The sequence below is a fragment of the Streptococcus parauberis NCFD 2020 genome, from assembly GCF_000187935.1.
Classification (GTDB): Bacteria; Bacillota; Bacilli; order Lactobacillales; family Streptococcaceae; genus Streptococcus; species Streptococcus parauberis.
Map to the genome: position 1 here is coordinate 2,097,550 of NZ_AEUT02000001.1, position 24,743 is coordinate 2,122,292.

22 protein-coding genes are annotated in these 24,743 nt (G+C 38.0%); 21 read left to right on the top strand and 1 reads right to left on the bottom strand.

The genetic code is table 11. The features are described from left to right. Positions 1-142 precede the first annotated feature (142 nt). From leuS to perR, 16 genes are all read left to right on the top strand, one after another. Positions 143-2,644, top strand: coding sequence for a leucine--tRNA ligase (leuS, locus tag SPB_RS10565; RefSeq protein WP_003103037.1), 2,502 nt, complete (start codon positions 143-145; stop codon positions 2,642-2,644). A 59-nt stretch (positions 2,645-2,703) separates the two neighbouring features. Then, complete coding sequence (locus tag SPB_RS10570; RefSeq protein WP_003104760.1) at positions 2,704-3,771, top strand: glycerate kinase family protein; 1,068 nt, start codon at positions 2,704-2,706, stop codon at positions 3,769-3,771. 571 nt (positions 3,772-4,342) lie between these two features. Further along, on the top strand, positions 4,343-5,776 hold the full coding sequence (locus SPB_RS10575) for a PTS sugar transporter subunit IIC (protein WP_003103667.1): 1,434 nt from the start codon (positions 4,343-4,345) through the stop codon (positions 5,774-5,776). Between the two features lie 31 nt (positions 5,777-5,807). Next, complete coding sequence (locus tag SPB_RS10580; RefSeq protein WP_003108527.1) at positions 5,808-6,086, top strand: PTS sugar transporter subunit IIB; 279 nt, start codon at positions 5,808-5,810, stop codon at positions 6,084-6,086. A gap of 85 nt (positions 6,087-6,171) precedes the next feature. Next, the gene (locus SPB_RS10585; RefSeq protein ID WP_003102597.1) at positions 6,172-6,657 is read left to right on the top strand and encodes a PTS sugar transporter subunit IIA; all 486 of its coding nucleotides are present in this window, start codon (positions 6,172-6,174) and stop codon (positions 6,655-6,657) included. Positions 6,658-6,687: 30 nt separating this feature from the next. Beyond that, complete coding sequence (locus tag SPB_RS10590; protein WP_003106044.1) at positions 6,688-7,353, top strand: 3-keto-L-gulonate-6-phosphate decarboxylase UlaD; 666 nt, start codon at positions 6,688-6,690, stop codon at positions 7,351-7,353. A 4-nt stretch (positions 7,354-7,357) separates the two neighbouring features. Continuing rightward, complete coding sequence (locus tag SPB_RS10595; protein WP_003104365.1) at positions 7,358-8,221, top strand: L-ribulose-5-phosphate 3-epimerase; 864 nt, start codon at positions 7,358-7,360, stop codon at positions 8,219-8,221. Further along, complete coding sequence (locus SPB_RS10600) at positions 8,222-8,929, top strand: L-ribulose-5-phosphate 4-epimerase (protein WP_003105096.1); 708 nt, start codon at positions 8,222-8,224, stop codon at positions 8,927-8,929. A 132-nt stretch (positions 8,930-9,061) separates the two neighbouring features. Then, on the top strand, positions 9,062-10,735 hold the full coding sequence (locus SPB_RS10605) for a BglG family transcription antiterminator (RefSeq protein WP_003105896.1): 1,674 nt from the start codon (positions 9,062-9,064) through the stop codon (positions 10,733-10,735). A gap of 165 nt (positions 10,736-10,900) precedes the next feature. Then, entirely contained in the window at positions 10,901-11,992 is a 1,092-nt protein-coding gene (gene ulaG, locus SPB_RS10610; RefSeq protein WP_003105336.1) for an L-ascorbate 6-phosphate lactonase, read from the top strand. 120 nt (positions 11,993-12,112) lie between these two features. Next, positions 12,113-13,006: a diacylglycerol/lipid kinase family protein gene (locus SPB_RS10615; RefSeq protein WP_003104256.1), complete on the top strand. Its 894-nt coding sequence runs from the start codon at positions 12,113-12,115 to the stop codon at positions 13,004-13,006. Between the two features lie 280 nt (positions 13,007-13,286). After that, positions 13,287-14,564, top strand: coding sequence for a quaternary amine ABC transporter ATP-binding protein (locus SPB_RS10620; protein WP_003103680.1), 1,278 nt, complete (start codon positions 13,287-13,289; stop codon positions 14,562-14,564). An 18-nt stretch (positions 14,565-14,582) separates the two neighbouring features. Next, positions 14,583-16,310, top strand: a complete 1,728-nt coding sequence (locus tag SPB_RS10625; RefSeq protein WP_003102772.1) for an ABC transporter permease/substrate binding protein — start codon at positions 14,583-14,585, stop codon at positions 16,308-16,310. A gap of 106 nt (positions 16,311-16,416) precedes the next feature. Next, entirely contained in the window at positions 16,417-19,056 is a 2,640-nt protein-coding gene (gene polA / locus SPB_RS10630) for a DNA polymerase I (protein ID WP_003105859.1), read from the top strand. 84 nt (positions 19,057-19,140) lie between these two features. Further along, the gene (locus SPB_RS10635; protein WP_003105084.1) at positions 19,141-19,581 is read left to right on the top strand and encodes a CoA-binding protein; all 441 of its coding nucleotides are present in this window, start codon (positions 19,141-19,143) and stop codon (positions 19,579-19,581) included. 40 nt (positions 19,582-19,621) lie between these two features. Beyond that, positions 19,622-20,092, top strand: coding sequence for a peroxide-responsive transcriptional repressor PerR (perR, locus tag SPB_RS10640; RefSeq protein WP_003104513.1), 471 nt, complete (start codon positions 19,622-19,624; stop codon positions 20,090-20,092). Positions 20,093-20,180: 88 nt separating this feature from the next. Here the strand turns inward: perR and SPB_RS10645 are convergent, their stop codons facing one another. After that, positions 20,181-21,068, bottom strand: coding sequence for a DUF975 family protein (locus SPB_RS10645; protein WP_003103145.1), 888 nt, complete (start codon positions 21,066-21,068; stop codon positions 20,181-20,183). A 194-nt stretch (positions 21,069-21,262) separates the two neighbouring features. Between SPB_RS10645 and tgt the strand changes: the two genes are divergently transcribed. The 5 genes from tgt (at position 21,263) to tadA (ending at position 24,726) form a co-directional block, all read left to right on the top strand. Beyond that, positions 21,263-22,405 carry a tRNA guanosine(34) transglycosylase Tgt gene (gene tgt / locus SPB_RS10650; RefSeq protein ID WP_003107795.1) on the top strand — a complete coding sequence of 381 codons (1,143 nt, stop codon included), beginning with the start codon at positions 21,263-21,265 and terminating at the stop codon, positions 22,403-22,405. Positions 22,406-22,510: 105 nt separating this feature from the next. After that, entirely contained in the window at positions 22,511-22,822 is a 312-nt protein-coding gene (locus SPB_RS10655; protein ID WP_037620093.1) for a CHY zinc finger protein, read from the top strand. Continuing rightward, positions 22,819-23,367, top strand: coding sequence for a biotin transporter BioY (locus SPB_RS10660; protein ID WP_003102448.1), 549 nt, complete (start codon positions 22,819-22,821; stop codon positions 23,365-23,367). Before SPB_RS10655 ends, SPB_RS10660 begins: the two co-directional genes overlap by 4 nt. 70 nt (positions 23,368-23,437) lie before the next feature. Beyond that, positions 23,438-24,217, top strand: a complete 780-nt coding sequence (locus tag SPB_RS10665; RefSeq protein WP_003105502.1) for an MBL fold metallo-hydrolase — start codon at positions 23,438-23,440, stop codon at positions 24,215-24,217. After that, complete coding sequence (gene tadA, locus SPB_RS10670; protein WP_003105197.1) at positions 24,217-24,726, top strand: tRNA adenosine(34) deaminase TadA; 510 nt, start codon at positions 24,217-24,219, stop codon at positions 24,724-24,726. Before SPB_RS10665 ends, tadA begins: the two co-directional genes overlap by 1 nt. Positions 24,727-24,743: the final 17 nt, after the last annotated feature.

A 24,743-nucleotide genomic window follows, 5' to 3' on the forward strand; every position in this document is an offset into this window, starting at 1 on the left:
GTCACTTTCCAAAAAGATGAGACTTGTCTCATCTTTTTGTTTTATCCTGAAATGAGTGGAACTTACAGTGATAAAACATTCCTAAAAGCTTGATATCATGCTATAATAAGAAGACTAGACTTTTTTACATGGGAGAATTCACATGACAACTTATAATCACAAAGAAATTGAACCTAAATGGCAAGCCTATTGGGCAGCTAACAAAAATTTCAAAACTGGAACAGATAAAAGTAAACCAAAATTTTATGCTTTAGATATGTTTCCATATCCTTCAGGAGCAGGTCTCCACGTGGGACATCCAGAGGGTTACACAGCGACGGATATCTTGAGTCGTTTCAAACGTTCACAAGGGTATAATGTCCTTCATCCAATGGGGTGGGATGCTTTTGGTTTGCCTGCTGAGCAATATGCTATGGATACAGGTAATGACCCAGCTGAATTTACAGCAGAGAACATTGCTAACTTCAAACGTCAAATTAACGCCCTCGGTTTCTCATATGACTGGGACCGTGAAGTTAATACAACTGATCCCAATTATTATAAATGGACACAGTGGATTTTTACAAAGCTTTATGAAAAAGGCTTAGCCTATGAAGCTGAAGTAGCAGTCAACTGGGTGGAAGAATTAGGGACTGCCATCGCCAATGAAGAAGTCCTACCAGATGGTACTTCTGAACGTGGAGGATACCCAGTTGTGCGCAAGCCTATGCGACAATGGATGTTGAAAATCACTGCTTACGCAGAACGATTATTAGAAGATTTAGAAGAAGTTGATTGGCCAGAATCAATTAAAGATATGCAACGTAACTGGATTGGTAAATCAACAGGGGCAAATGTTACATTTAAAGTAAAAGACACTGATCAAGACTTTACTGTCTTCACGACTCGTCCTGATACTTTATTTGGAGCTACTTATGCTGTTTTAGCACCAGAACATGCCATGGTTGATACAATTACCAGCCCTGAGCAATCACAAGCTGTTGCTGACTACAAACGTCAGGCAAGTTTAAAATCTGACTTAGTACGTACTGACTTGGCTAAGGAAAAAACTGGTGTTTGGACGGGTGCTTATGCGATTAACCCCGTTAATGGTAAAGAAATGCCAATTTGGATTGCTGATTACGTCCTTGCAAGCTACGGTACTGGAGCTATTATGGCGGTACCGGCTCATGATGAACGTGACTGGGAGTTTGCTAAACAATTTAATCTTGAGATTATTCCTGTCCTTGAAGGTGGAAATGTTCAAGAAGCAGCCTATACTGAAGATGGTCTACATATTAATTCTGATTTCTTGAACGGATTAGATAAAGCTGAAGGCATGTCTAAAATGGTAGAATGGTTGGAAGAAAATCAAGTCGGTAATGAGAAAGTTACTTATCGTCTTCGTGACTGGTTATTCTCACGCCAACGTTATTGGGGTGAACCAATTCCAATTATCCATTGGGAAGACGGAACATCAACGGCTGTTCCTGAACAAGATTTACCACTTGTTCTTCCAATAACAAAAGACATTCGTCCTTCAGGAACTGGTGAATCTCCATTAGCTAACCTTACTGACTGGTTAGAAGTTGTTCGTGAAGATGGTGTTAAAGGCCGTCGTGAAACCAATACAATGCCACAATGGGCAGGTTCAAGTTGGTATTACCTTCGTTATATTGATCCACATAATGACCAAGCCTTGGCAGATCCAGAATTGCTCAAAGAGTGGTTGCCTGTTGATATGTATATCGGTGGTGCAGAACACGCCGTGCTTCACTTGCTTTATGCTCGCTTCTGGCACAAAGTCCTTTATGACTTAGGTGTTGTTCCAACTAAAGAACCATTCCAAAAATTGTATAACCAAGGAATGATTTTGGGAACAAGCTATCGTGATCATCGTGGGGCACTTGTTGCGACTGATAAAGTTGAAAAACGTGATGGCTCATTCTTTAACATTGAAACAGGTGAGGAACTAGAACAAGCACCAGCTAAGATGTCAAAATCACTCAAAAATGTTGTTAATCCAGATGATGTTGTTGAAGAATTTGGTGCCGATACCCTTCGTGTGTATGAAATGTTCATGGGACCACTCGATGCTTCAATTGCTTGGTCAGAAGAAGGACTCGAAGGTAGTCGCAAATTCCTTGATCGCGTTTATCGTTTGATTACAAGCAAAGAGATTATTGCGGAGAATAGCGGAGCCCTTGACAAGGTTTACCACGAAACGGTCAAAGCAGTGACAGAACAAATTGATAGCATGAAATTTAATACTGCTATCGCACAGTTGATGATTTTTGTTAATGCAGCCAACAAGGAAGATCAATTATTTGTAGACTATGCCAAAGGCTTCGTCCAATTAATTGCGCCATTTGCACCGCATTTAGGTGAAGAGCTATGGCAGGTCCTAACGAGCTCTGGTCAATCATTGACCTATGAGGCTTGGCCAATTTGGGATGAAACAAAACTTATTGAAAATGACGTGGAAATTGTCGTTCAAATTAAAGGTAAGGTGAAGGCTAAGTTAGTTGTAGCCAAAGACCTTTCGAAAGACCAATTGGAAGCTATTGCTTTAGCTAATGACAAAGTTCAAGCAGAAATTGCTGGAAAAGAAATCATTAAAGTTATTGCAGTACCAAACAAATTAGTCAACATAGTAGTAAAATAAGCAAAAAAACACATTATGTGTTTTTTTGCTATCATGACCGTCAAGCAAGGGGGAGCAAGATGAAAATAGTCGTGGCCATTGATTCTTTTAAAGGATCTGCAAGTTCAAAAGCCTTAAATGAAGCAAGTTTAAAGGCTATTAAGAAAGTTATGCCCTCAGCATGGGTTGAAACATTTACGATAGCTGATGGAGGTGAGGGGACACTTGACGCCTTTTCTGAGCATTTAGATGGGCAATTGGTTTCCGTAGAAACAGTCGATTTGATAGGACAGGAAATAAAGGCCGACTACCTATTAGCTGATAAGCTAGCTGTTATTGAATCGGCTAAGATTATAGGTCTGGATAAAATCACACCTTCACCTGAGACATTTGTCAAAGCCAGTAGCTATGGGTTGGGAGGATTGGTTAAAGATGCAGTGGCGCGTGGCTGCACTGAGATCTTTATTGGTCTTGGTGGAACGGGCACCTCTGATGGGGGCTTTGGTTTCCTGAAGAGCCTTGGTTTTAACCCCGACACTTGCCAATTGGAGTCAGACCTTGACTTTAGTCAGCTAACCTTAGTTGGCTTAGCAGATGTGTCTAATCCTTATTATGGTCCAAATGGCTTTGCTCCAACATTTGGATTGCAAAAAGGAGGTAATCAAGAGGAAATTGCAGCAATGGACAATATAGCTTGCGCTTTTGCTAATAGAATCAAAGAGCAAAGGGGATTGGATTTACAATCCATAGCTGGCGCAGGGGCTGCTGGTGGACTTGGCGCAGCCATTGCCGTCCTTGGCGGAGAAATAAAGCCAGGTTTTGAGACCATTGCCCGAATGATTAGGTTAGAAGAGTCAATCAATAGAACGGATTTGGTTATCACTGGGGAAGGGAATTTGGATGCTCAAAGTCAGGCTGGGAAAGTGCCTGTAGCCATCAGCCGTCTTGCTAAAAAATTCAATAAACCAACCATAGCTATTTGTGGTGCCATTGAAGATAGCCCAGAACTTGATCATCTGTTTACAGCAACTTTCCCAATTCAAAGAGAATTTTTGGACCTCAGAAAAGCCATGTTCAAAGAGAAAACTCTGTCTAACTTAGAACGCACCATGACGAATATCATGAAGGCACGCTACTGGAGGGAGTAAGGGGAAAGCATAATAAATTTGATGACAAAGCCGTCACTAATGATTCAGAGCATCAAATAACTTTAGCTGACAAATTTAGCAAGGCAATTGCACAACAACTAGCTGATTAACATCTGGATCGTCTTTTAGATTTTGGAGGAGGAACGGGTAATTTAGCACTTTCTTTGGTCTTACATCATATACCAGATGTCGAAGATGTCCTAAGTCAATTACTCACAGCATAGGATGCAGAAGGAAAACTCTTCATAATTGATTTATATTCAGATAATACTGCTGAGGAAAAGCATGGTTTCAGTTCTGATCAAATTAGATTGATCGCAGAAAACAATCAGGCAAAAGCAACCTATGAAGAAGAAATCGCCCATGGACCTGAACTATTTATGTGACAAGAAGGTCGAGCATTTTTAATTGAGAAAGAGAAATAAGCTAAGTTAAACTTAGCTTTTTTTGTTTGTCAATTTTTTATCAAGTCTAATTTTGAACACTGGGCTGTGTGATACTTGGTCTTTTTTAAAGCGTTTTCAAAACCTATAATTGAATTATAAATAAAAAGCTTAATGAGGTAGTTATCATGCAATTCTTCCTAGTGCCACTTAACTGGTTTTCGCAAAATATCTTGCAAAATCCAGCTTTCTTCGTCGGTCTATTAGTATTAATAGGCTACATTCTTTTAAATAAACCTTTCCATGAGGTTTTTGCAGGTTTTATCAAAGCAACTGTCGGCTACTTAATTTTAAATGTCGGTGCAGGAGGTTTGGTAAATACTTTCCGTCCAATCTTAGTTGCCTTGGCTAAGAAGTTTGAACTAAAGGCTGCTGTTATTGACCCTTACTTTGGTCTTGCAGCTGCAAATGCGAAATTAGAAGGCATGGGCTTCATTTCAGTCGCTACTACAGCTTTACTGATTGGTTTTGGGGTGAACATTCTCTTGGTTGCTCTTCGCAAGGTGACTAAAATTCGGACACTGTTCATTACTGGACACATTATGGTTCAACAAGCAGCAACCATTTCAGTATTTGTTTTGTTTTTAATTCCTCAATTCCAAAATGCTTTTGGTGCATGGGCGGTTGGTATCATCTGTGGTCTCTATTGGGCTGTTAGTTCTAACATGACAGTAGAAGCAACCCAACGCTTAACTGGTGGTGGCGGATTCGCGATTGGACACCAACAACAATTTGCGATTTGGTTTGTAGACAAAGTTGCACCTTTCTTTGGTAAGAAAGAAGAAAGCCTAGACAACTTAAAATTACCTTCATTCTTAAGTATCTTCCATGATACAGTTGTAGCTTCAGCGACCTTAATGTTGGTCTTCTTTGGTGGTATCTTAGCTGTCCTTGGCCCAGAAATCATGTCTAATGTTGAATTGATTGGATCTGGAGCTTATGTTCCTGCTAAACAAGCTTTCTTCATGTATATTCTTCAAACATCCCTTACCTTCTCAGTTTATCTCTTCATCTTAATGCAAGGGGTTCGGATGTTCGTCTCTGAATTAACCAATGCCTTCCAAGGGATTTCAAACAAACTGTTACCAGGTTCATTCCCTGCGGTTGACGTTGCGGCATCCTATGGTTTTGGTTCTTCCAATGCTGTCCTTTCAGGATTTGCCTTTGGATTGATTGGTCAATTGTTGACTATTACATTATTAGTAATCTTTAAAAATCCAATTTTGATTATCACTGGTTTTGTTCCTGTCTTCTTCGATAATGCTGCTATCGCGGTCTTCGCTGATAAACGTGGTGGTTGGAAAGCAGCTGTAGCCCTTTCATTCATCTCAGGTGTTATTCAAGTTGCCCTAGGTGCCGTTGCAGTTGGCTTACTGACACTTGCTGGTGGCTATGAAGGAAATATTGATTTCGAAATTCCATGGGTCGTATTTGGGTATATTTTCAAATACTTAGGAATTGCTGGTTATGCTGTGGTCTGCCTCTTCTTCTTAGCTATTCCACAATTGCAATATATGAAATCTAAAGATAAAGAAGCTTATTATCGCGGTGAAGCCCAATAATACCTGAATACAATTTTATAAGGAGTCTATTATGGTAAAAATACTAACAGCATGCGGAAACGGCATGGGATCATCAATGGTGATCAAAATGAAAGTTGAAAATGCACTACGTCAATTAGGTGTAACAGATATTCAATCAGCATCTTGTTCTGTTGGAGAAGCGAAGGGCTTGGCCTCAGGATATGATATTGTGGTTGCTTCAAATCACTTAATTCATGAACTTGAGGGAAGAACAAAAGGTCATTTGGTAGGGTTAGATAACCTGATGGATGATAAGGAAATCAAAGAAAAATTACAAAAGGTATTATAAGAATCCATTGAGAGTTGCCATTGTGACAACTCTCAATTTAAAAATAACTATTCTTGGTACCTTTTCAAGATAAGGAGAAAACGACGTGAATTTAAAACAAGCCTTTATTGAGAACAATTCAATTCGTCTTGGTGAAACTGCTGACAGTTGGCAGGAAGCTGTTAAGAAATCTGTAGAACCATTAATTGAAAGTGGTGCAGTAAAAGATGAATATTATCAAGCAATTATTGACTCGACTGAAGAGTATGGACCATATTATATATTAATGCCAGGTATGGCGATGCCACATGCAAGACCAGAAGCAGGTGTGATTAGAGATGCCTTTTCTTTAATTACCTTGCAAGAACCTGTAGTTTTTTCTGATGGTAAGCCAGTACAAGTTTTACTAGCACTTGCAGCAACTAGTTCAGCTATACATGCATCTGTAGCCATTCCACAAATTATTGCCTTATTTGATTTAGAGAATGCTATTGAACGTTTGGTTGCTTGTCAAACAATTGAAGAAGTCCTAAGTTTAGTTGATGAGTCAAAAAATAGTCCTTACCTTGAAGGCATGGATTTAAACAGTTAATCGGATCGATTGGTTATGATAGGAGAAAATATGTCAAGAACAATTCCAAATTTACAAGTAGCATTAGACCACTCTGATATGCAAGGAGCAATCAAAGCTGCAGTTGCAGTAGGTCAAGAAGTAGATATTATTGAAGCAGGGACAGTTTGCTTATTGCAGGTTGGTAGTGAATTAGTGGAGATTTTAAGAAATCTTTTCCCTGACAAGATACTAGTTGCAGATACCAAATGTGCGGATGCTGGAGGTACGGTAGCAGCTAATAATGCCCAACGTGGTGCGGATTGGATGACATGTATTTGTTGTGCAACAATTCCAACAATGAAGGCAGCTTTAAAATCCATCAAAGAGGAACGCGGAGATAAGGGTGAGATCCAAATTGAGTTATACGGGGATTGGACTTTTGAACAGGCTCAAATGTGGTTAGATGCTGGTATTTCACAAGCTATTTACCATCAATCACGAGATGCACTCTTAGCGGGGGAAACTTGGGGTGAAAAAGATTTAAATAAAGTTAAACGATTGATTGAGATGGGTTTCCGTGTTTCAGTTACTGGTGGTTTAAATGTTAAGACTTTATCATTATTTGAAGGGGTAGATGTATACACCTTTATAGCTGGCCGTGGCATAACTGAGGCAGACAATCCAGCTCAGGCTGCGCGTGAATTTAAAGATGAAATCAAACGTATCTGGGGGTAAGTCAATGGGACGACCAATTGGAATTTATGAAAAAGCAACCCCAAAACAGTTTTCTTGGTTAGAAAGACTGGAGTTTGCCAAAGAACTGGGTTTTGATTTTGTTGAAATGTCAATTGATGAATCTGATGCCCGCTTAGAACGGCTAAATTGGTCAAAGGAAGAACGTTTAGATCTTGTTAAAGCAATCTATCAAACTGGCGTACGAATTCCAAGTATTTGTTTTTCAGGTCATCGTAGGTACCCACTTGGGTCAAATAATCCTATTTTAGAAGAAAAATCTTTGGAATTAATGAAAAAGTGTATTGAATTAGCTCAAGATTTAGGAGTCAGAACGATCCAATTAGCAGGATATGACGTCTACTATGAAGAAAAGTCGCCTCAGACTCGTCAACGCTTTCTCAAAAATTTGAGACAAGCCTGTGACTGGGCAGAAGAAGCTCAAGTCGTCTTAGCCATCGAAATCATGGACGATCCGTTTATCAACTCAATCGAAAAGTATCTGGCCGTCGAAAAAGCAATTCAATCTCCTTACTTGTTCGTCTATCCAGATACTGGCAATCTCTCAGCTTGGCACAATGATCTTTGGAGTGAGTTCTATATAGGCCACCGGTCAATTGCTGCGCTCCACTTAAAAGATACCTATGCAGTTTCAGAGACATGTAGTGGCCAATTTAGGGATGTTCCATTTGGAAAAGGTTGTGTTGAGTGGAAAGAATTATTTAGAATTCTGAAGGAAACCAGATATATGGGGGCATTCTTAATCGAAATGTGGACTGAAAATTGTAACAGTATAGAGGAAACAAAAACTGCTATTAAAGAAGCACAAAACTTTTTGTATCCACTGATAGAAGAAGCGGAGTTAAACTAAATGCCAAAAAATTTAGAAGAAATGCGTCAACGGGTGTGTGATGCAAATAAGTCATTGCCTGACCATGGTCTTGTCAAATTTACATGGGGTAATGTCTCTGAGATTTGTCGGGAATTAGGACGTATTGTTATCAAACCATCAGGGGTTGACTATGAGTTATTAACGCCTGAAAATATGGTAGTGACAGATTTAGACGGTAATATCCTGGAAGGTGATTTGAATCCTTCATCGGATCTGCCTACTCACGTTCAATTATATAAAGCATGGGAAGATATTCAAGCAATTGTACATACCCATTCGACGGAAGCTGTTGGTTGGGCACAAGCTGGCAGAGATATTCCATTTTATGGGACAACTCATGCTGATTATTTTTATGGACCAATACCATGTGCTAGATCTTTGTCGGCTAATGAAGTGGAAATAGCTTATGAGAAAGAAACTGGGACAGTTATTCTTGAAGAATTTAATAACCGTGGAATTAACCCATCAGCGGTGCCAGGAATTGTTGTCAGAAATCATGGCCCATTTACATGGGGTCAAACGCCAGAACAGGCAGTCTATCATTCTGTAGTATTGGAAGAAGTAGCTAAAATGGACCGGTTTACAGAACAAATCAATCCTCGGGTTGAGCCAGCACCTTCTTACATAATGGATAAACATTATCTGAGAAAGCATGGTCCGAATGCTTATTATGGGCAACAATCTTAAAATTATTTCAAAATAGAAGCAAAAATAGTATATGTTTGGGGTATCTTGGATACGCCAAGCATTTTTTGATATAATGTTTAAATATAAAATTTAATATTTTTTTAAAAGATATTAAAAAATAGAGGTGATGACATGCTATTAGATAAAAAGAGTTATGATTTATTAGATTACCTTATCAAGCTTGAAAAACCAGAGACTATAATGACAATTTCAAAAAATCTGGACCAATCACGTCGAAAAATCTATTATCATCTTGAGAAAATTAATGATTCACTTCCAGAGACTGTTCCAAAAATTGTAGCTATCCCAAGAGTCGGCATTCAACTCAGTTTGACCCAAGTTAAATCATGTAAGGAATTATTGAAAAATGTCAGTGATTATTACTATGTTTTGAAGTGTGACGAGCGGATGAAGTTATCAGCAATCTGTATTGCAACATCTACTCAACGGGTAACGATTGATACTTTAATGGAGTTGACAGATGTTTCAAGAAACACGGTTTTAAATGACTTGAATGAATTAAGGGAACAACTTTCTCAAAAAGATTACTCCATATCTTTGCTGTCAAAAAAAGCCAAAGGCTATTACTTTGACTGTCATCCTCTATCTTATATTCAATTCTTACATACCTTGCTCGATGATATCTACAGGGGTACTAATACCACTTTCATCGAGATATTTGATAAGAAAACAAATCATTTTTTAGGGACAACAACCTATTTTTCTAAGGAAGTGCAGGATTTCTTTAGGAATTATCTACCTATTTCTCAAGCTAATCTAGGAAAAAAGTTAACTCGTCCAGATAGTCAATTTATGGTTCAAATCCTTCCCTTTGTTTTACTAAGTTACCGTAATATGCAATATGGTAAGCAAGTAAAAGAGACTCTTGAAAAAGATTTTAGTTTAATCTGGAAGAGAAAAGAGTACTACATTGCAAAGGATCTAGCCCATCAACTTTTTATAAATTTCAAGTTATTTCTGGATGATATTGAAGTAGGTTTGGTCGCGATGCTCTTATTATCTTTTAGAAAAGATAAGGATAATCATGTTGACAGTCCTGATTATGATGAGATGAGGGTAACCTTATATCATTTTATTAAAGTGCTCGAAGATCGGCACCACTTACAATTTACCCATGAACAAGAACTTGTCAAACAATTAATCAGACACTGTAAAGCTCTGATTTATAGAAAACATTATGGTATTTCCTCAGTAAATCCGATGACTAAGCATATCAAGGAAAAATATGCCGACCTTTATCAATGCTGCCATTCGGCAGCCAGTATTCTAGAGGAAGCTTGGCAACTTAGTCTAGCTGAAGATGACATTGCCTATATAACGATTCACTTAGGGGGTGAATTAAGAAATAGTAAAAGTTTGACACCGCCTACACGATTAGTCATTATTTCAGATGATGGGATTGGTATTCAAAAGTTACTCTATAAACAATGTCAGCAACTTTTAACTAATAGTCAGATTGACGCCGTGCTAACAACGGAACAATATAAGAGTATCGAGGATTTGCTTTCAGTTGATTATATTATCACGACTAATGATGACTTAGATAGTAATGAATCGAGCATCGTTGTTAATCCAATTCTGACAGATGATAATATTGTCCATTTAGTGAACACGATTAACCGAGCATCCCAGGTTGATAATTTGGATTTCTCTGAAAAAATCAATCAAATTGTAGCACCACTAAACCTTTGTGAGGCGGAGCAATTCGCCATAAAAAATCAAATTGAAAAACTTCTGTGGGATGAATTGGTCACATCTATCCAAGTTTATCACCCACATCAATAAGTGTAGGCCTCAGCAATCAATGCCATGCTGGGGATTTTTAGTGTCTGAATGAAAATTTAGTTATATATCCATTTTTGAACACAATGCTGTGTGAGACTTGGTCTTTTAATCAGCTTGTGATGGGACTATACTAAAACTATACTTATTAATACCGGAGGAATAATAATGGCAAAGGTTCAAGATATTACACGTGAATCATGGATTTTAAGTACGTTTCCTGAATGGGGTACTTGGTTAAATGAAGAAATTGAAGAAGAAGTCGTTCCTGCAAATAATTTTGCAATGTGGTGGTTAGGAAATTGTGGCGTTTGGATAAAAACACCTGGTGGAGCAAATATTGTCATGGACCTTTGGTCAAATCGAGGCAAATCAACTAAAAAAGTTAAAGACATGGTTCGTGGTCATCAAATGGCCAATATGGCTGGTGTCAGAAAATTGCAACCTAATTTACGCGTTCAACCAATGGTTATTGATCCTTTTAAAATTAATGAACTGGATTATTATCTTGTATCTCATTTTCACAGTGATCACATCGATATCAATACGGCTGCAGCTATTATTAATAATCCAAAATTAAATCATGTTAAATTTGTAGGTCCTTATGAATGTGGTGAAATTTGGAAAAAATGGGGAGTCCCAGAGGACCGTATCATGGTTATCAAACCTGGTGAGACATTTACCATTAAAGACATGACTATCACTGCTGTCGAATCATTTGACCGTACTTGTCTAGTAACACTTCCTGTTGATGGAGCAGAGGAAAATGATGGTGAATTGGCTGGTTTAGCTATTTCAGATGATGAAATGGCTCGAAAAGCTGTCAACTACATTTTTGAAACACCGGGTGGTACAATCTATCATGGGGCAGATTCGCATTTTTCAAATTATTTTGCTAAACATGGTCGTGATTATAAAATCGATGTTGCTATCAATAACTATGGTGAGAACCCATTAGGAATTCAAGATAAAATGACTTCAATTGACTTACTCCGTATGGCGGAGAATTTGAGAGCAAAAGTTATTATTCCAGTTCACTATGATATTTGGTCAAACTTCATGGCTTCAACAGATGAAATTCTTCAACTATGGAAAATGCGTAAGGAAAGACTTCAATATGATTTCCATCCATTTATTTGGGAAGTCGGTGGCAAATATACCTACCCACAAGATCAAGATCGAATTGAATACCATCACCCACGAGGATTTGATGATTGCTTCCTAGAAGAATCAAATATTCAATTTAAATCACTATTATAAGAAAAAGCTAAAATACCAAGTTTACTTGGTATTTTTTAGTTTTTGAGGTTTGTTTTCTGAAAATAGGAATGATTGTGCTAAAATTAAAACAATAATAGAATAAGAGAAAGGAAATATTTTATGAAAAATGCACTTTTGATTGTTAATCCTGCTTCAGGTGGAGAAGAGGCAAAGTCTTATCAAGAAGCAGCTAAAAAGAAATTAGATAGTCACTTTGATCAAGTTGATGTTAAGTTGACTGAGAAAGTTGGTGATGGTCAAGCATTTGCTCGCCAAGCAGCTGAAGAAGGTTACCACAGTATTTTTGTAATGGGTGGAGATGGCACTGTCAATGAGGGAATTAGTGGAATTGCAGAGCAGGGATACAAACCTAACTTTGGTTTTTTCCCATTAGGGACAGTCAATGACTTAGCTAGAGCGCTAGGTATTCCAGTTGATCCCCAAGAAGCAATTGATAATATGAATCTTGATAATACACAAGACTTAGATATTGGTAAAGTTAATCAATCTTACTTTACTAATGTTGTAGCTATAGGTAATATTCCTCAGTCCATCAATAATGTGGATGATAAGTTAAAAACGAAGCTTGGTCCAGTGGCATATTTCATTTCAGGATTAAAACATGCCCTAACCAACAAAAGCTATGAATTCCAAGTTGTTCATGATGGCAAGAGGAGTAGAGTAGAAGGTTCACTTTTATTAGTGGCGCTAACAAATTCAATCGGTGGCTACAATAATCTTACTCCAGACGCTAAGGTAGATGATGGTTACTTACATTTAATCTTAACCAAGGATAAAAACTTCCTGGAAACTTTGGAAGCATTACCTGCTTTATTGAAAAAAGAACAGACAGATGAACCTTTAGTATCTTACAAACGTGCAAAAAAGGTTAATATTTCTGTAAAATTTGCTGACTTAGAAACAAATGTAGATGGGGATCCAGGAGATATGTTACCTGTCTCAATTGCCATTCTTCCAAGACATATTAAAGTTTATACTTGTAAAAAAGATTAAAAAAATAAGAGCAGTTTTTAGAGCTGTTCTTTTTTCTATTTTGTAGAAAAATAGCGTAGTATATTTCTAAAATTTCCACTAAATAGATAACAATGATATCGTTTTCCTTGATTCAAATGGGTTTTGCCACTGCAAAATCCTTGACAAAAAGTGACCACACGTGATATCATAGAGATGTTCTGTTAGAAAAATTATTTTACATAATAAAAAATGATTCCTAAACAAGTGAAAATACCTTGTTTTTTTAGTAGGAAATACACAGATTGGGAGAAAAATACAGATGGCAAATATCTTAGAAGTCAAAAATTTAACAAAGATTTTTGGTAAAAGACAAAAAGCAGCTTTAGAACTTGTTAAAGCTGGAAAAAGTAAGACAGAAATTTTAAAACAAACAGGTGCCACGGTTGGTGTCTATGATGCAAGTTTTGATGTTAAAGAAGGTGAAATCTTCGTTATTATGGGCTTGTCTGGTTCAGGTAAGTCTACTTTGGTTCGAATGATTAACCGGTTAATCGAGCCATCAGCTGGTTCAATTCAATTATCTGGGAAAGACATTTCAAAAATGAATCCAGAAAGTTTAAGAGAAGTGCGACGCCATGATATTAACATGGTCTTTCAAAGCTTTGCCCTTTTTCCACATAGAACCATTCTCGAAAACACCGAGTTTGGTCTTGAATTAAGAGGTGTTCCAAAAGAAGAACGTCAAGAAAGAGCAGAAAAAGCCTTGGACAATGCAGGTCTACTTAATTTTAAAGACCAATATCCAAATCAATTGTCAGGTGGGATGCAACAGCGTGTTGGTTTAGCTCGTGCATTGGCTAACGGACCTAAAATCCTTTTAATGGATGAGGCCTTCTCAGCACTTGACCCATTAATTCGTCGTGATATGCAAGATGAGCTGGTTGAACTACAAGCATCAACTGAACAAACAATCATTTTCATCAGTCATGATTTGAACGAAGCTCTTCGCATTGGTGACCGCATTGCTCTTATGAAAGATGGCGAAATTATGCAGATTGGCACAGGTGAAGAAATTCTGACTAATCCAGCTAATGACTTTGTTCGTGAGTTCGTTGAAGACGTCGACAGATCGAAAGTTTTAACCGCACAAAACATTATGATCAAGCCATTTACGGCTAATGTTGAAATTGACGGACCACAAGTGGCTCTTAATCGTATGCACACCGAAGAAGTTTCAATGTTGATGGCAACAAACCGTCGTCGCCAACTAGTTGGTACCGTAACTGCCGATGCAGCACTAGAAGCTCGTAAAAAAGCATTGCCACTGTCAGAAGTTATTGATCGTGACGTTCGCACAGTCAGCAAAGATACGGTCATTACAGATATTATGCCATTAATTTATGACTCATCAGCACCAATTGCTGTTACTGACGAGAATAATCGATTATTAGGTGTTATTATCCGTGGTCGTGTGATTGAAGCTCTAGCAAATATTTCTGATGAAGATGACAATGATCCAGTAAGTGAACATTCAGGGGTTACTAAAGAGCTTGAACAAGAGCAACAAGAATTACAAGCACTACAAGCACAAAATTAATCAGAAGGAGAAGATATTTTGGAGAATTTATTACAAACAAAATTACCAGTTGCACAGCTGGTTGAAAAATTAACAGAATGGTTAACTAACACATTCTCTGGTCTGTTTGATTTGATGCAAAAAGTGGGTAGTTATCTAATGGATTGGATGACTAATACCATGTTATTCATACCGGCCTTATTATTCATTTTATTGGTTACTATTGCAGTATTTTTTTTATCAAAGAAAAAATGGCCACTGCCAGCCTTTACTTTCCTTGGTTTATTGTTTATTTATAATCAAGGCTTATGGGAAGAATTGATTAACACCTTCACCTTAGTTGTTGTTGCTAGTTTAATTTCAATTGTGATTGGTGTTCCTTTAGGCATTTGGATGGCTAAGAATTCCACTGTGAGAAATATTGTCAATCCCATATTGGACTTTATGCAAACCATGCCAGCCTTTGTTTATTTGATTCCAGCCGTAGCCTTCTTTGGTATTGGGATGGTACCTGGGGTCTTTGCCTCAGTTATTTTCGCCCTACCACCAACTGTTCGTTTCACAAATTTAGGTATTCGTGAAATTTCGACTGAATTGGTAGAAGCAGCAGATAGTTTTGGTTCAACAAGTAAACAAAAGCTATTTAAAGTAGAATTACCACTTGCTAAAAATACAATCATGGCAGGTATTAACCAAACCATGATGCTTGCCCTCTCAATGGTTGTAACAGGGTCTATGATTGGAGCTCCAGGTTTAGGACGTAAAGTACTATCTGCCCTTCAACATGCTGATATTGGTACAGGATTTGTTTCAGGTTTAGCCTTAGTTATCTTAGCAATTATATTAGACCGTACGACACAAAGTTTTAATACTAATCAAGAGGACAAAGCTAAGTCAGGTAAAACGAACAAACTTGTTGGTCTTGCTGCAATTGCTGTATTTGTCATTGCGGCTTTAGGTCACACTTTTGTTAATATGGCATCAGGTTCGACTGAAACAGGTGAAAAGGTTAAAATTTCATACATGCAATGGGACTCTGAAATTGCCTCAACAAATGTTATTGCTGAACTTTTAAAACAAAAAGGTTACCAAGTTGAAATAACACCATTAGATAATGCCGTTATGTGGCAAACCGTCGCTAATGGCGATGCTGACTTTTCAGTTAGTCCTTGGTTACCAGTTACACAAGCTGAACATATGAAGAAATATAAAGATCAACTAGAAGATTTAGGACCTAACTTAAAAGGTACTAAATTAGGATTAGTCGTTCCAACCTATATGAAAGATGTGAACAGCATTGAAGATCTATCTGATCAAGCGAAGAAAAAAATTACTGGTATTGAACCAGGTGCTGGTATTACATCAGCCACTAAAAAAACAATGAAGTCTTATAGTAACTTGTCAGATTGGGAACTTATCCTTTCGTCAACAGGAGCAATGACAACATCTCTTGATCAAGCTTACAAAAATAAAAAAGAAATTGTTGTTACTGGGTGGTCACCACACTGGATGTTCTCAAAATATAAATTGAAGTATTTGAAGGATCCTAAGAAAACCTTAGGTGGTTCAGAAAATATTAACACAATTGCTCGTCTTGGTTTGAAAAAAGACAAACCAAAACTCTACAAAATTGTTGATAAGTTTAATTGGACAACTCAAGATATGGAGTCTGTCATGCTTGATATGAACGAAGGCATGGATCCTGCAGACGCTGCTAAAAAATGGATTAAAGCAAATCCAGAAAAAGTTGCTGAGTGGACAAAATAAATAATGAATTGACCTCCTAAAACCCTCGTCTCAAGACGAGGGTTTTTATTGTATCATGGAGCGCCTTCTTTGAAGCAATAAACGACAACTGTGTTATAATGGGACTATGGAAAAGAAGAATAAATTATTATTAATTGATGGCTCTTCAGTAGCCTTTCGTGCCTTTTTTGCTTTATATAGTCAAATTGATCGATTTAAAAATCAAAGTGGCCTCCATACTAATGCTATTTATGGTTTCCACTTAATGCTGGATCATATGATGAAACGCATACAGCCAACTCATATTTTAGTGGCTTTTGATGCGGGCAAAACAACATTCAGAACAGAAATGTTTGCTGATTACAAAGCTGGGCGTGCAAAGACTCCAGATGAATTCAGAGAACAATTCCCTTATATCCGAGAAATGTTAACAGCACTTGGTGTTCCTTTTTATGATTTAGCAAACTATGAGGCTGATGATATAATTGGAACCTTGGATAAAATGGCTGAGAAAACAGAGGTTCCCTTTGATGTTACCATAGTTAGTGGAGACAAAGACTTAATCCAACTGACCGATGCTAACACAGTTGTTGAAATTTCTCGTAAGGGTGTAACTGACTTTGAAGAATTTACGCCAGCTTATCTGATGGAGAAAATGGGTTTAACACCGGAGCAATTCATTGACCTGAAAGCCTTGATGGGTGATAAATCAGATAATATACCAGGTGTAACCAAAATTGGTGAAAAAACAGGACTGAAACTACTTCATGAGTTTGGCAGTCTAGAAGGTATCTATGAAAACATCGATAGCTTCAAAGCTTCTAAAATGAAAGAAAACTTGATTAACGATAAAGAACAAGCCTTCCTTTCTAAAACTCTAGCAACAATCAATACGGAATCTCCTATCACGATAGGGTTAGAAGATTTAGTTTATCATGGACCCAATGTTCAAGTTTTAATGGAATTCTATGATGAAATGGACTTTAAACAACTTAAAGCTGGACTTGAAACAGAAGTGCCACAAGAAAAGGCTGAAATTTCTTTTGAAGTTGTCACTAGTGAAGACCAAATTGTCTTTACTGACCAAGACCTCTTTTACTTTGAAATTCTCAAAGATAATTATCACAGAGAAGATATCCATGCTTTTGCATGGGGCAATAGTGACTATATCTACGTCTCCAAAGATTCTGCATTATTGACTGGTCCAAGTTTCACAAAACGCCTGGCAGAACCTATTGCAACCTATGATTTTAAGCGTAGTAAAGTGCTCCTTAGTCACCTAGGAATTGATTTGCCTCAAGCTAATTATGATGCTCGCTTAGCCAATTACCTCTTATCAAACATTGAAGACAATGAGCTAGCGACTATTGCGCGCCTACACACCAATCTAAATATGGAAGCCGATGAAGTGGTTTACGGAAAAGGTGTTAAACGGGCCTTCCCTGAAGATGAGGCTTTGTTTGACCATTTAGCTCGGAAGATTCAGGTTTTGGTTGATAGCAAAGCGGTCATCTTAGATAAGTTGGCAGTTAATAAAGAAGAAGACCTTTATTTTGATATTGAGTTGCCACTGGCCAACGTATTAGCCAAGATGGAAATTGCAGGGATCACGGTTAATAAAACAGCCCTGCAAGAAATGGCTGAGCAAAATAAAGCGGTCATTGAAAGCCTAACAGAAGAAATTTACGAGATGGCTGGCGAAGAGTTTAACATAAACTCACCAAAACAATTAGGTTCAATTTTATTTGAAAAAATGCAATTGCCACTAGAGATGACTAAGAAAACAAAGACTGGTTATTCGACAGCTGTTGATGTTTTGGAACGACTAGCTCCAATTGCACCAATTGTTGCAAAAATTTTAGACTACCGTCAAATCAGTAAATTACAATCGACTTATGTCATTGGTTTGCAAGACTACATCATGTCTGACGGGAAAATTCATACCCGTTACATTCAAGATTTGACCCAGACAGGTCGTCTGTCTAGTTCAGACCCTAACTTGCAAAATATTCCAGTTCGTTTAGAACAAGGCCGTTTAATTAGAAAAGCATTCTTGCCATCCTCGGAAGATGCGGTCTTGTTAAGTTCAGACTATTCACAAATTGAATTACGTGTGCTTGCCCATATTTCTGGGGATGAACACTTGATTGCTGCTTTTAAAGAAAATGCTGATATTCATACCTCAACTGCTATGCGTGTTTTTGGTATTGAAAAAGAAGAAGATGTTACGCCAAATGATCGTCGTAATGCCAAAGCAGTTAACTTTGGAATTGTCTATGGCATCTCTGATTTTGGCTTGTCAAATAATTTAGGGATTACACGTAAAAAAGCAAAAGACTACATTGAAACTTACTTTGAACGTTATCCAGGCATTAAAGAATATATGGAAACTGTTGTGCGTGATGCCAGAGACACTGGCTATGTTGAGACGCTCTTTAATCGCCGTCGTGAATTACCGGATATCAATTCCCGTAATTTCAACATTCGTTCTTTTGCGGAGCGGACAGCTATTAACTCGCCAATTCAAGGTAGCGCAGCTGATATCCTAAAAATCGCAATGATTAATTTGGACAAAGCGCTTAGTGAAGGTCAATTTAAAGCTAAGATGTTACTTCAGGTTCATGATGAAATCGTGTTGGAAGTTCCAAATGACGAATTAGAGGCTATTAAGGCTTTAGTGAAGAAAACGATGGAAGGTGCTGTTGATTTAGCTGTTCCATTATTGGCTGATGAAAATACTGGTAAAACTTGGTATGAAGCTAAGTAGATTAAGGAAATCTTTTTGATTTAATGTTTTTGTGTTATAATAAGAAACAAATGAGATCGAAAAGGCAAGACAATGGAGATTTCAATGACTTATCAATTTAAGAACCCAAGTGATGATGTCATCGCTGATTATTTAAGAAAAACACATAAGATTGCTGTGGTTGGTTTATCTAGTAAACCGGAAGCGGCTTCTTACAGTGTGGCAAAATTCATGCAAGCTATGGGCTATGAAATCGTTCCTGTTAATCCAGGGATGGTTGGCCAAGAAATTCTTGGTGAAAAAGTTTACGCGACTTTAGCTGATATTCCTTTCCCAGTTGATATGGTTGATGTTTTCCGTCCAAGTGAAGCTCTTCCACAAGTGGCCAAAGAATTTATTCATACTGATGCTAAGATTTTTTGGGCACAGTTAGGCTTAGAAAATAAAGATGCTGAAGCTATTCTTCGTGGTGCAAATCGTCATAATGTTGTCATGAATAAATGCCTTAAAATTGAATACCGCTCACTAATGCACCAATTAGATTAATTCTTTTAATCGAAAATAATCGATAGAAATGGAGATGCCATTGGACGTTCACTCACATAATCAACAAGCTTTGGACATGTTCGAAAATGTCTTAGAGCATTTGCGCGAAAAACACATCAGAATTACGGAAACTCGTAAGGCTATTATTTCCTATATGATTGTGTCTACTGAACATCCCAGTGCAGATAGAATCTATCGTGATCTAAAAGATGACTATCCTAATATGAGTTTAGCAACTGTTTATAATAATTTGAAAGTTTTAGTTGATGAAGGATTTGTGTCTGAAATTAAAATTTCAAATGATTTAACAACTTATTATGACTTTATGGGGCACCAACACGTAAATGTCGTTTGTGAGGTCTGTGGTAAAATTGCTGACTTTATGGATGTGGATGTAATGGATGTCTCTAAAGAGGCCCATGAGCAAACTGGTTACCAAATAACACGTATTCCAATCATTGCCTATGGAATTTGTCCAGATTGTCAAAAATCTAAAAAAAGACTATTTTAAAAGAGCCTAACAAAATGATAGGCTCTTTTTTAGATGACTCTTTATATTCTTGTTCAGTTTTATCTAGTGTTTTTGATTTATGTTGAACCTAATTTTCTTCTTGAGCATTTGCTGAGTCAGCTTTAGGTTCGATTGGTGGTAAGACATCGACCTTTGGCTCTTTATATATAGGGTCAGATTTCTCTTCCTTGTCAGTTATTTCTTCAACTGGGACGGCTACTAGTTTATCATCTAGATGACGGTAGAAATTAGCGCATGCAGTTGTGAAATATGGTGTAACGTAGAAGTATAGAAGACCCAAACTACAGAAAACTAGGATATACCAACCGATGAAACTTAATTGTAAGAGGAAGAATTTCCATTTGTAACCTTTCATTAGTTCTTTACTTTTATCTATAGCAGATACTGCACCTTGGTAACTTTCTGTGACTGTTTGGTCGTATAAAACGTATTCTGCCATAGCGTAAGCCAGCTGGCGATTGATAGAAAGATATAGGCCTCCAAGCGCAATTGGTACCCCAATAAAGAGCAAGGCAATTGCCATAGCAGAAGCTCCCTCAGTTGTTAAGATAGTGTATCCGATGATTGACATGCTTAACCCAACGATGAAAATAATGATCCAGAGTAATAAGAGTAAGAAGCGCAAAAGGAACAAGCCAATCAATTTCCAGACAAGTTGACTAGAAAGTGTAATACTAGCATCTTGAAAGGAAACTTCAGTGCGACGGCCTCTGAGAACTTGTAGCATGGTAAATGCTGCAGAAGTAATGAAGAATGCCGAAATAATATTGAGAATCAATGGAAAGAGGGAGGCTGCAAAAGTTGGTTCAACCCCTTGTCTTTGAAGTATCCCTTCACGGACTTGAATGAAAATTAAGGCAAATTGGATTAATATTGGAACAAGGAACAAGGCTGTTTTCCCAGGAAGTCCTTTCAAAGCTTGTTTTGCTTCTTTTTTTATTTGTGAAATTGACATAGTTTCTCCTTTAAATCATTATAACACAGTCTAATCAGATTAGAAATAGACTCTGACTTGTAAAAATTTTGTCAGAACGTATGACAAGCTGATGTAAATTTGGTAGAATAATAAGGCTATACGATACAGATATTTGGCCTTTGCCAATTAATTAATAAATGCTCAAGACTGTTTATCTTGAAAGCGAGGAAACAATGACAGATTATCCAATTAAATACAGATTAATCAAAAAAGACAAACGAACTGGTGCTCGTCTGGGTGAGATCATCACACCACACGGAACTTTCCCAACACCGATGTTTATGCCAGTTGGTACACAAGCCACGGTTAAAACACAATCTCCTGAAGAATTGAAGCAAATGGGTTCAGGAATTATCCTATCTAATACCTATCATTTATGGCTCCGCCCTGGTGATGAGTTAATTGCTAGAGCTGGTGGACTCCATAAATTTATGAACTGGGATCAACCAATTTTAACCGATTCAGGTGGTTTTCAGGTTTATTCATTAGCAGATTCACGAAATATTACTGAAGAGGGTGTAACCTTTAAAAACCATTTGAATGGCTCAAAAATGTTTCTTTCTCCAGAAAAAGCCATCTCTATCCAGAATAATTTGGGTTCAGATATTATGATGAGTTTTGATGAGTGCCCTCAGTTCTACCAACCATATGATTATGTTAAGAAATCAATTGAGCGTACTAGTCGTTGGGCAGAACGTGGCTTAAATGCTCACCGTCGCCCACATGACCAAGGTTTATTTGGGATTGTTCAGGGAGCTGGTTTTGAAGACTTGCGTCGTCAGTCAGCAGCTGATTTAGTGTCAATGGATTTCCCTGGCTATTCAATTGGTGGACTTGCTGTCGGTGAAACCCATGATGAAATGAATGCTGTACTGGACTTCACAACACAGCTTTTACCAGAAAATAAACCACGCTATTTAATGGGTGTTGGTGCACCGGATAGCCTGATTGATGGCGTTATTCGTGGTGTTGATATGTTTGACTGTGTCTTACCAACAAGGATTGCCAGAAATGGAACTTGTATGACGAGTGAGGGTCGACTAGTGGTTAAGAATGCTAAGTTTGCAGAAGACTTTACCCCACTTGACCATGATTGTGACTGTTACACTTGTCAAAATTATACACGTGCTTACATTCGTCATTTGCTAAAAGCAGATGAAACCTTTGGCATCCGTTTAACAAGTTATCATAATCTTTACTTCCTAGTTAACTTGATGAAAAAAGTTCGTCAAGCTATCATGGATGATAACTTACTAGAATTCCGTGAAGATTTCTTGGAACGTTATGGTTATAATAAATCAAGTCGTAATTTTTAAACAGAGCTAGTCTCTGTTTTTTTAGTGTCTTTTTGTTAACCTGTTTGAAAAATTGGGTTGACAGAATACCTAAAATTTTTTAAACTGACAAAGTAAGGAGAAGTGATGATTATTTATGGATTGCAATTAGATGCTGCAGGACGATGCCAGCATTATCACACCGAGCAAGATATTGTGGCACTAAAATGTCACGGCTGTCAGAAGTATTATGCATGCTACAAATGTCATGATAGCTTAGAGGACCATCTTTTCCAAGCTAATCCAAGTTCGGAATGGTTCCCAGTTTTTTGTGGCATCTGTCAAACACCTTTGTCTCAAGAAAGTTATGCTAAGGGGTACTGCCCTTCTTGCCTTAGTCAATTCAATCCCAAATGTCAACTTCACAAATCGATCTATTTTCAAAAGGAGACTTCATGAAAGATACACGCACACTGACTCAAATTGCCTTGATGACAACCCTGATTATTGTCTTGGGCTTTATCCCGCCTATCCCACTTGGCTTTATCCCTGTCCCAATTGTTCTTCAAAACTTAGGGATTATGATGGCAGCCCTGCTATTAGGATGGAAAAAAGGAAGTATCTCAATATTCCTTTTCTTAATCATTAGTGTTTTCCTTCCAGCTTTTACAGGAGGGAACACCTTGCTGCCAGTACTTGCTGGACCAACTGTCGGCTATGTCCTTTCTTGGCTCTTTGTGCCAATCCTATATAGCCTCTTTACAGCAAATCAACCAACAAAAAAACCAGTTTGGATTTTCTTAGCTATTTTTCTTGCCGGCGTTCTTTGGGTTGACGTTTTGGGGTCAATTGGCCTAGCCTTCAAACTGGGCATGCCACTGAAAACAGCCTTATTATCTAACTTAGCTTTTGTACCTGGGGACACCATTAAAGCTATTTTGGCCTGTTTAGTAGCCAGTCGCGTCAAGGTAGAATCAACAAGTCCTAAAAAAAGCTTAGCCTAGTTGTCTCCTCAAAACCAAAATTTATCAGATTTTGGTATAATATGAGGAAAAGAAGAAGGCAGGTAGACAGATGAAAGTGACAACTTTAGGGTCTTGGGGAGGCTATCCCTATCAAGATGGTGGGACAACCTCTTATTTAATTACTGGTGACAATGGTTTTCAACTGCTGATGGATGCTGGGAGCCGAGCTTTAAATGAATTAGAAAAAGAAATTAGTCCATTGGACTTAGATGCGGTCATCATCAGCCACTATCATCCGGATCATGTTGCTGATTTAGGGGTGCTCAGACACTACCGTCAATTGTATCCAAAGCATTTGTGGGAACCCAAAGCCTTACCCATTTATGGTCATAATGAAGATCAATTTGAGTTTGCGAAATTAACGTTGCCAGAGGTATCTGTTGGGATTGCCTATGATGTTACAGGGACACAATCAATTGGTCCTTTTGATATTGCTTTTATCAAAACGGTTCATCCAGTTGTTTGTTATGCTTTCCGGATTGTTGAGCGTAAAACTGGCCAAGTTTTTGTTTTCACGGGTGATACAGGTTACTTTGATGAATTAGCTGACTTTGCTCAAGGTGCGGATCTATTTCTGGCAGATGTTTATCTATATGAAGGAAATGAGAATCATTTCGCTCACCTAACGAGTAAAGAAGCAGGGCAAATTGCTCAGCAAGCTAGGGTTAAGAAACTTGTTTTAACCCATATGCCCCCTGTGGCACCGCAAGGGATTGACTCCGAAAACCATTTGGCCCTTTTAAAGGCTGAAACAGTGAAATATGCTGGGGCTATTCCTGTTGACTTGGCCATGCCACATCTGTCATGGGATTTGGGGTCGTTAAAGTAATGGAGTACAGTCTAGAAGAAAAAGAAAATTTTATGCGTGAGGCTCTTCGTGAGGCTGAGAAGTCATTAGCTAAGGAGGAAATTCCAATTGGCTGTGTGATTGTGAAGGATGGGCAAATCATTGGCCGGGGGCATAATGCGCGTGAGGAGTTAAATCAAGCCATTATGCATGCCGAAATGATGGCCATTAGTCAAGCAAATGCTCACGAAGGTAATTGGCGCCTGCTTGAGACGACCATGTTTGTGACCATTGAACCCTGTGTCATGTGTAGTGGTGCTATTGGTCTGGCGCGAATTCCTAAGGTCATCTATGGTGCTGCAAATCAAAAATTCGGGGGTGCGCAAAGTCTCTATCAAATTTTGACCGATGAGCGTCTTAATCATCGTGTCGAACTTGAAACAGGTGTCTTAGAAGCTGACTGTGCAGCCATTATGCAATCTTTCTTTCGGCAAAATCGCTTGCGCAAAAAGGAAGCTAAACGACTAGCCCAAGAGGCTGAAAAGTCCTAACTTGCAATAATACCAAT

Excerpts from the sequence above, each read along its gene's own strand:
- leuS (WP_003103037.1), top strand. The coding sequence starts at position 143 with ATGACAACTTATAATCACAAAGAAATTGAACCTAAATGGCAAGCCTAT.
- SPB_RS10570 (WP_003104760.1), top strand. The coding sequence starts at position 2,704 with ATGAAAATAGTCGTGGCCATTGATTCTTTTAAAGGATCTGCAAGTTCA.
- SPB_RS10575 (WP_003103667.1), top strand. The coding sequence starts at position 4,343 with ATGCAATTCTTCCTAGTGCCACTTAACTGGTTTTCGCAAAATATCTTG.
- SPB_RS10580 (WP_003108527.1), top strand. The coding sequence starts at position 5,808 with ATGGTAAAAATACTAACAGCATGCGGAAACGGCATGGGATCATCAATG.
- SPB_RS10590 (WP_003106044.1), top strand. The coding sequence starts at position 6,688 with ATGTCAAGAACAATTCCAAATTTACAAGTAGCATTAGACCACTCTGAT.
- SPB_RS10595 (WP_003104365.1), top strand. The coding sequence starts at position 7,358 with ATGGGACGACCAATTGGAATTTATGAAAAAGCAACCCCAAAACAGTTT.
- SPB_RS10600 (WP_003105096.1), top strand. The coding sequence starts at position 8,222 with ATGCCAAAAAATTTAGAAGAAATGCGTCAACGGGTGTGTGATGCAAAT.
- SPB_RS10605 (WP_003105896.1), top strand. The coding sequence starts at position 9,062 with ATGCTATTAGATAAAAAGAGTTATGATTTATTAGATTACCTTATCAAG.
- ulaG (WP_003105336.1), top strand. The coding sequence starts at position 10,901 with ATGGCAAAGGTTCAAGATATTACACGTGAATCATGGATTTTAAGTACG.
- SPB_RS10615 (WP_003104256.1), top strand. The coding sequence starts at position 12,113 with ATGAAAAATGCACTTTTGATTGTTAATCCTGCTTCAGGTGGAGAAGAG.
- SPB_RS10620 (WP_003103680.1), top strand. The coding sequence starts at position 13,287 with ATGGCAAATATCTTAGAAGTCAAAAATTTAACAAAGATTTTTGGTAAA.
- polA (WP_003105859.1), top strand. The coding sequence starts at position 16,417 with ATGGAAAAGAAGAATAAATTATTATTAATTGATGGCTCTTCAGTAGCC.
- SPB_RS10635 (WP_003105084.1), top strand. The coding sequence starts at position 19,141 with ATGACTTATCAATTTAAGAACCCAAGTGATGATGTCATCGCTGATTAT.
- SPB_RS10645 (WP_003103145.1), bottom strand. The coding sequence starts at position 21,068 with ATGTCAATTTCACAAATAAAAAAAGAAGCAAAACAAGCTTTGAAAGGA.
- tgt (WP_003107795.1), top strand. The coding sequence starts at position 21,263 with ATGACAGATTATCCAATTAAATACAGATTAATCAAAAAAGACAAACGA.
- SPB_RS10655 (WP_037620093.1), top strand. The coding sequence starts at position 22,511 with ATGATTATTTATGGATTGCAATTAGATGCTGCAGGACGATGCCAGCAT.
- SPB_RS10660 (WP_003102448.1), top strand. The coding sequence starts at position 22,819 with ATGAAAGATACACGCACACTGACTCAAATTGCCTTGATGACAACCCTG.
- SPB_RS10665 (WP_003105502.1), top strand. The coding sequence starts at position 23,438 with ATGAAAGTGACAACTTTAGGGTCTTGGGGAGGCTATCCCTATCAAGAT.
- tadA (WP_003105197.1), top strand. The coding sequence starts at position 24,217 with ATGGAGTACAGTCTAGAAGAAAAAGAAAATTTTATGCGTGAGGCTCTT.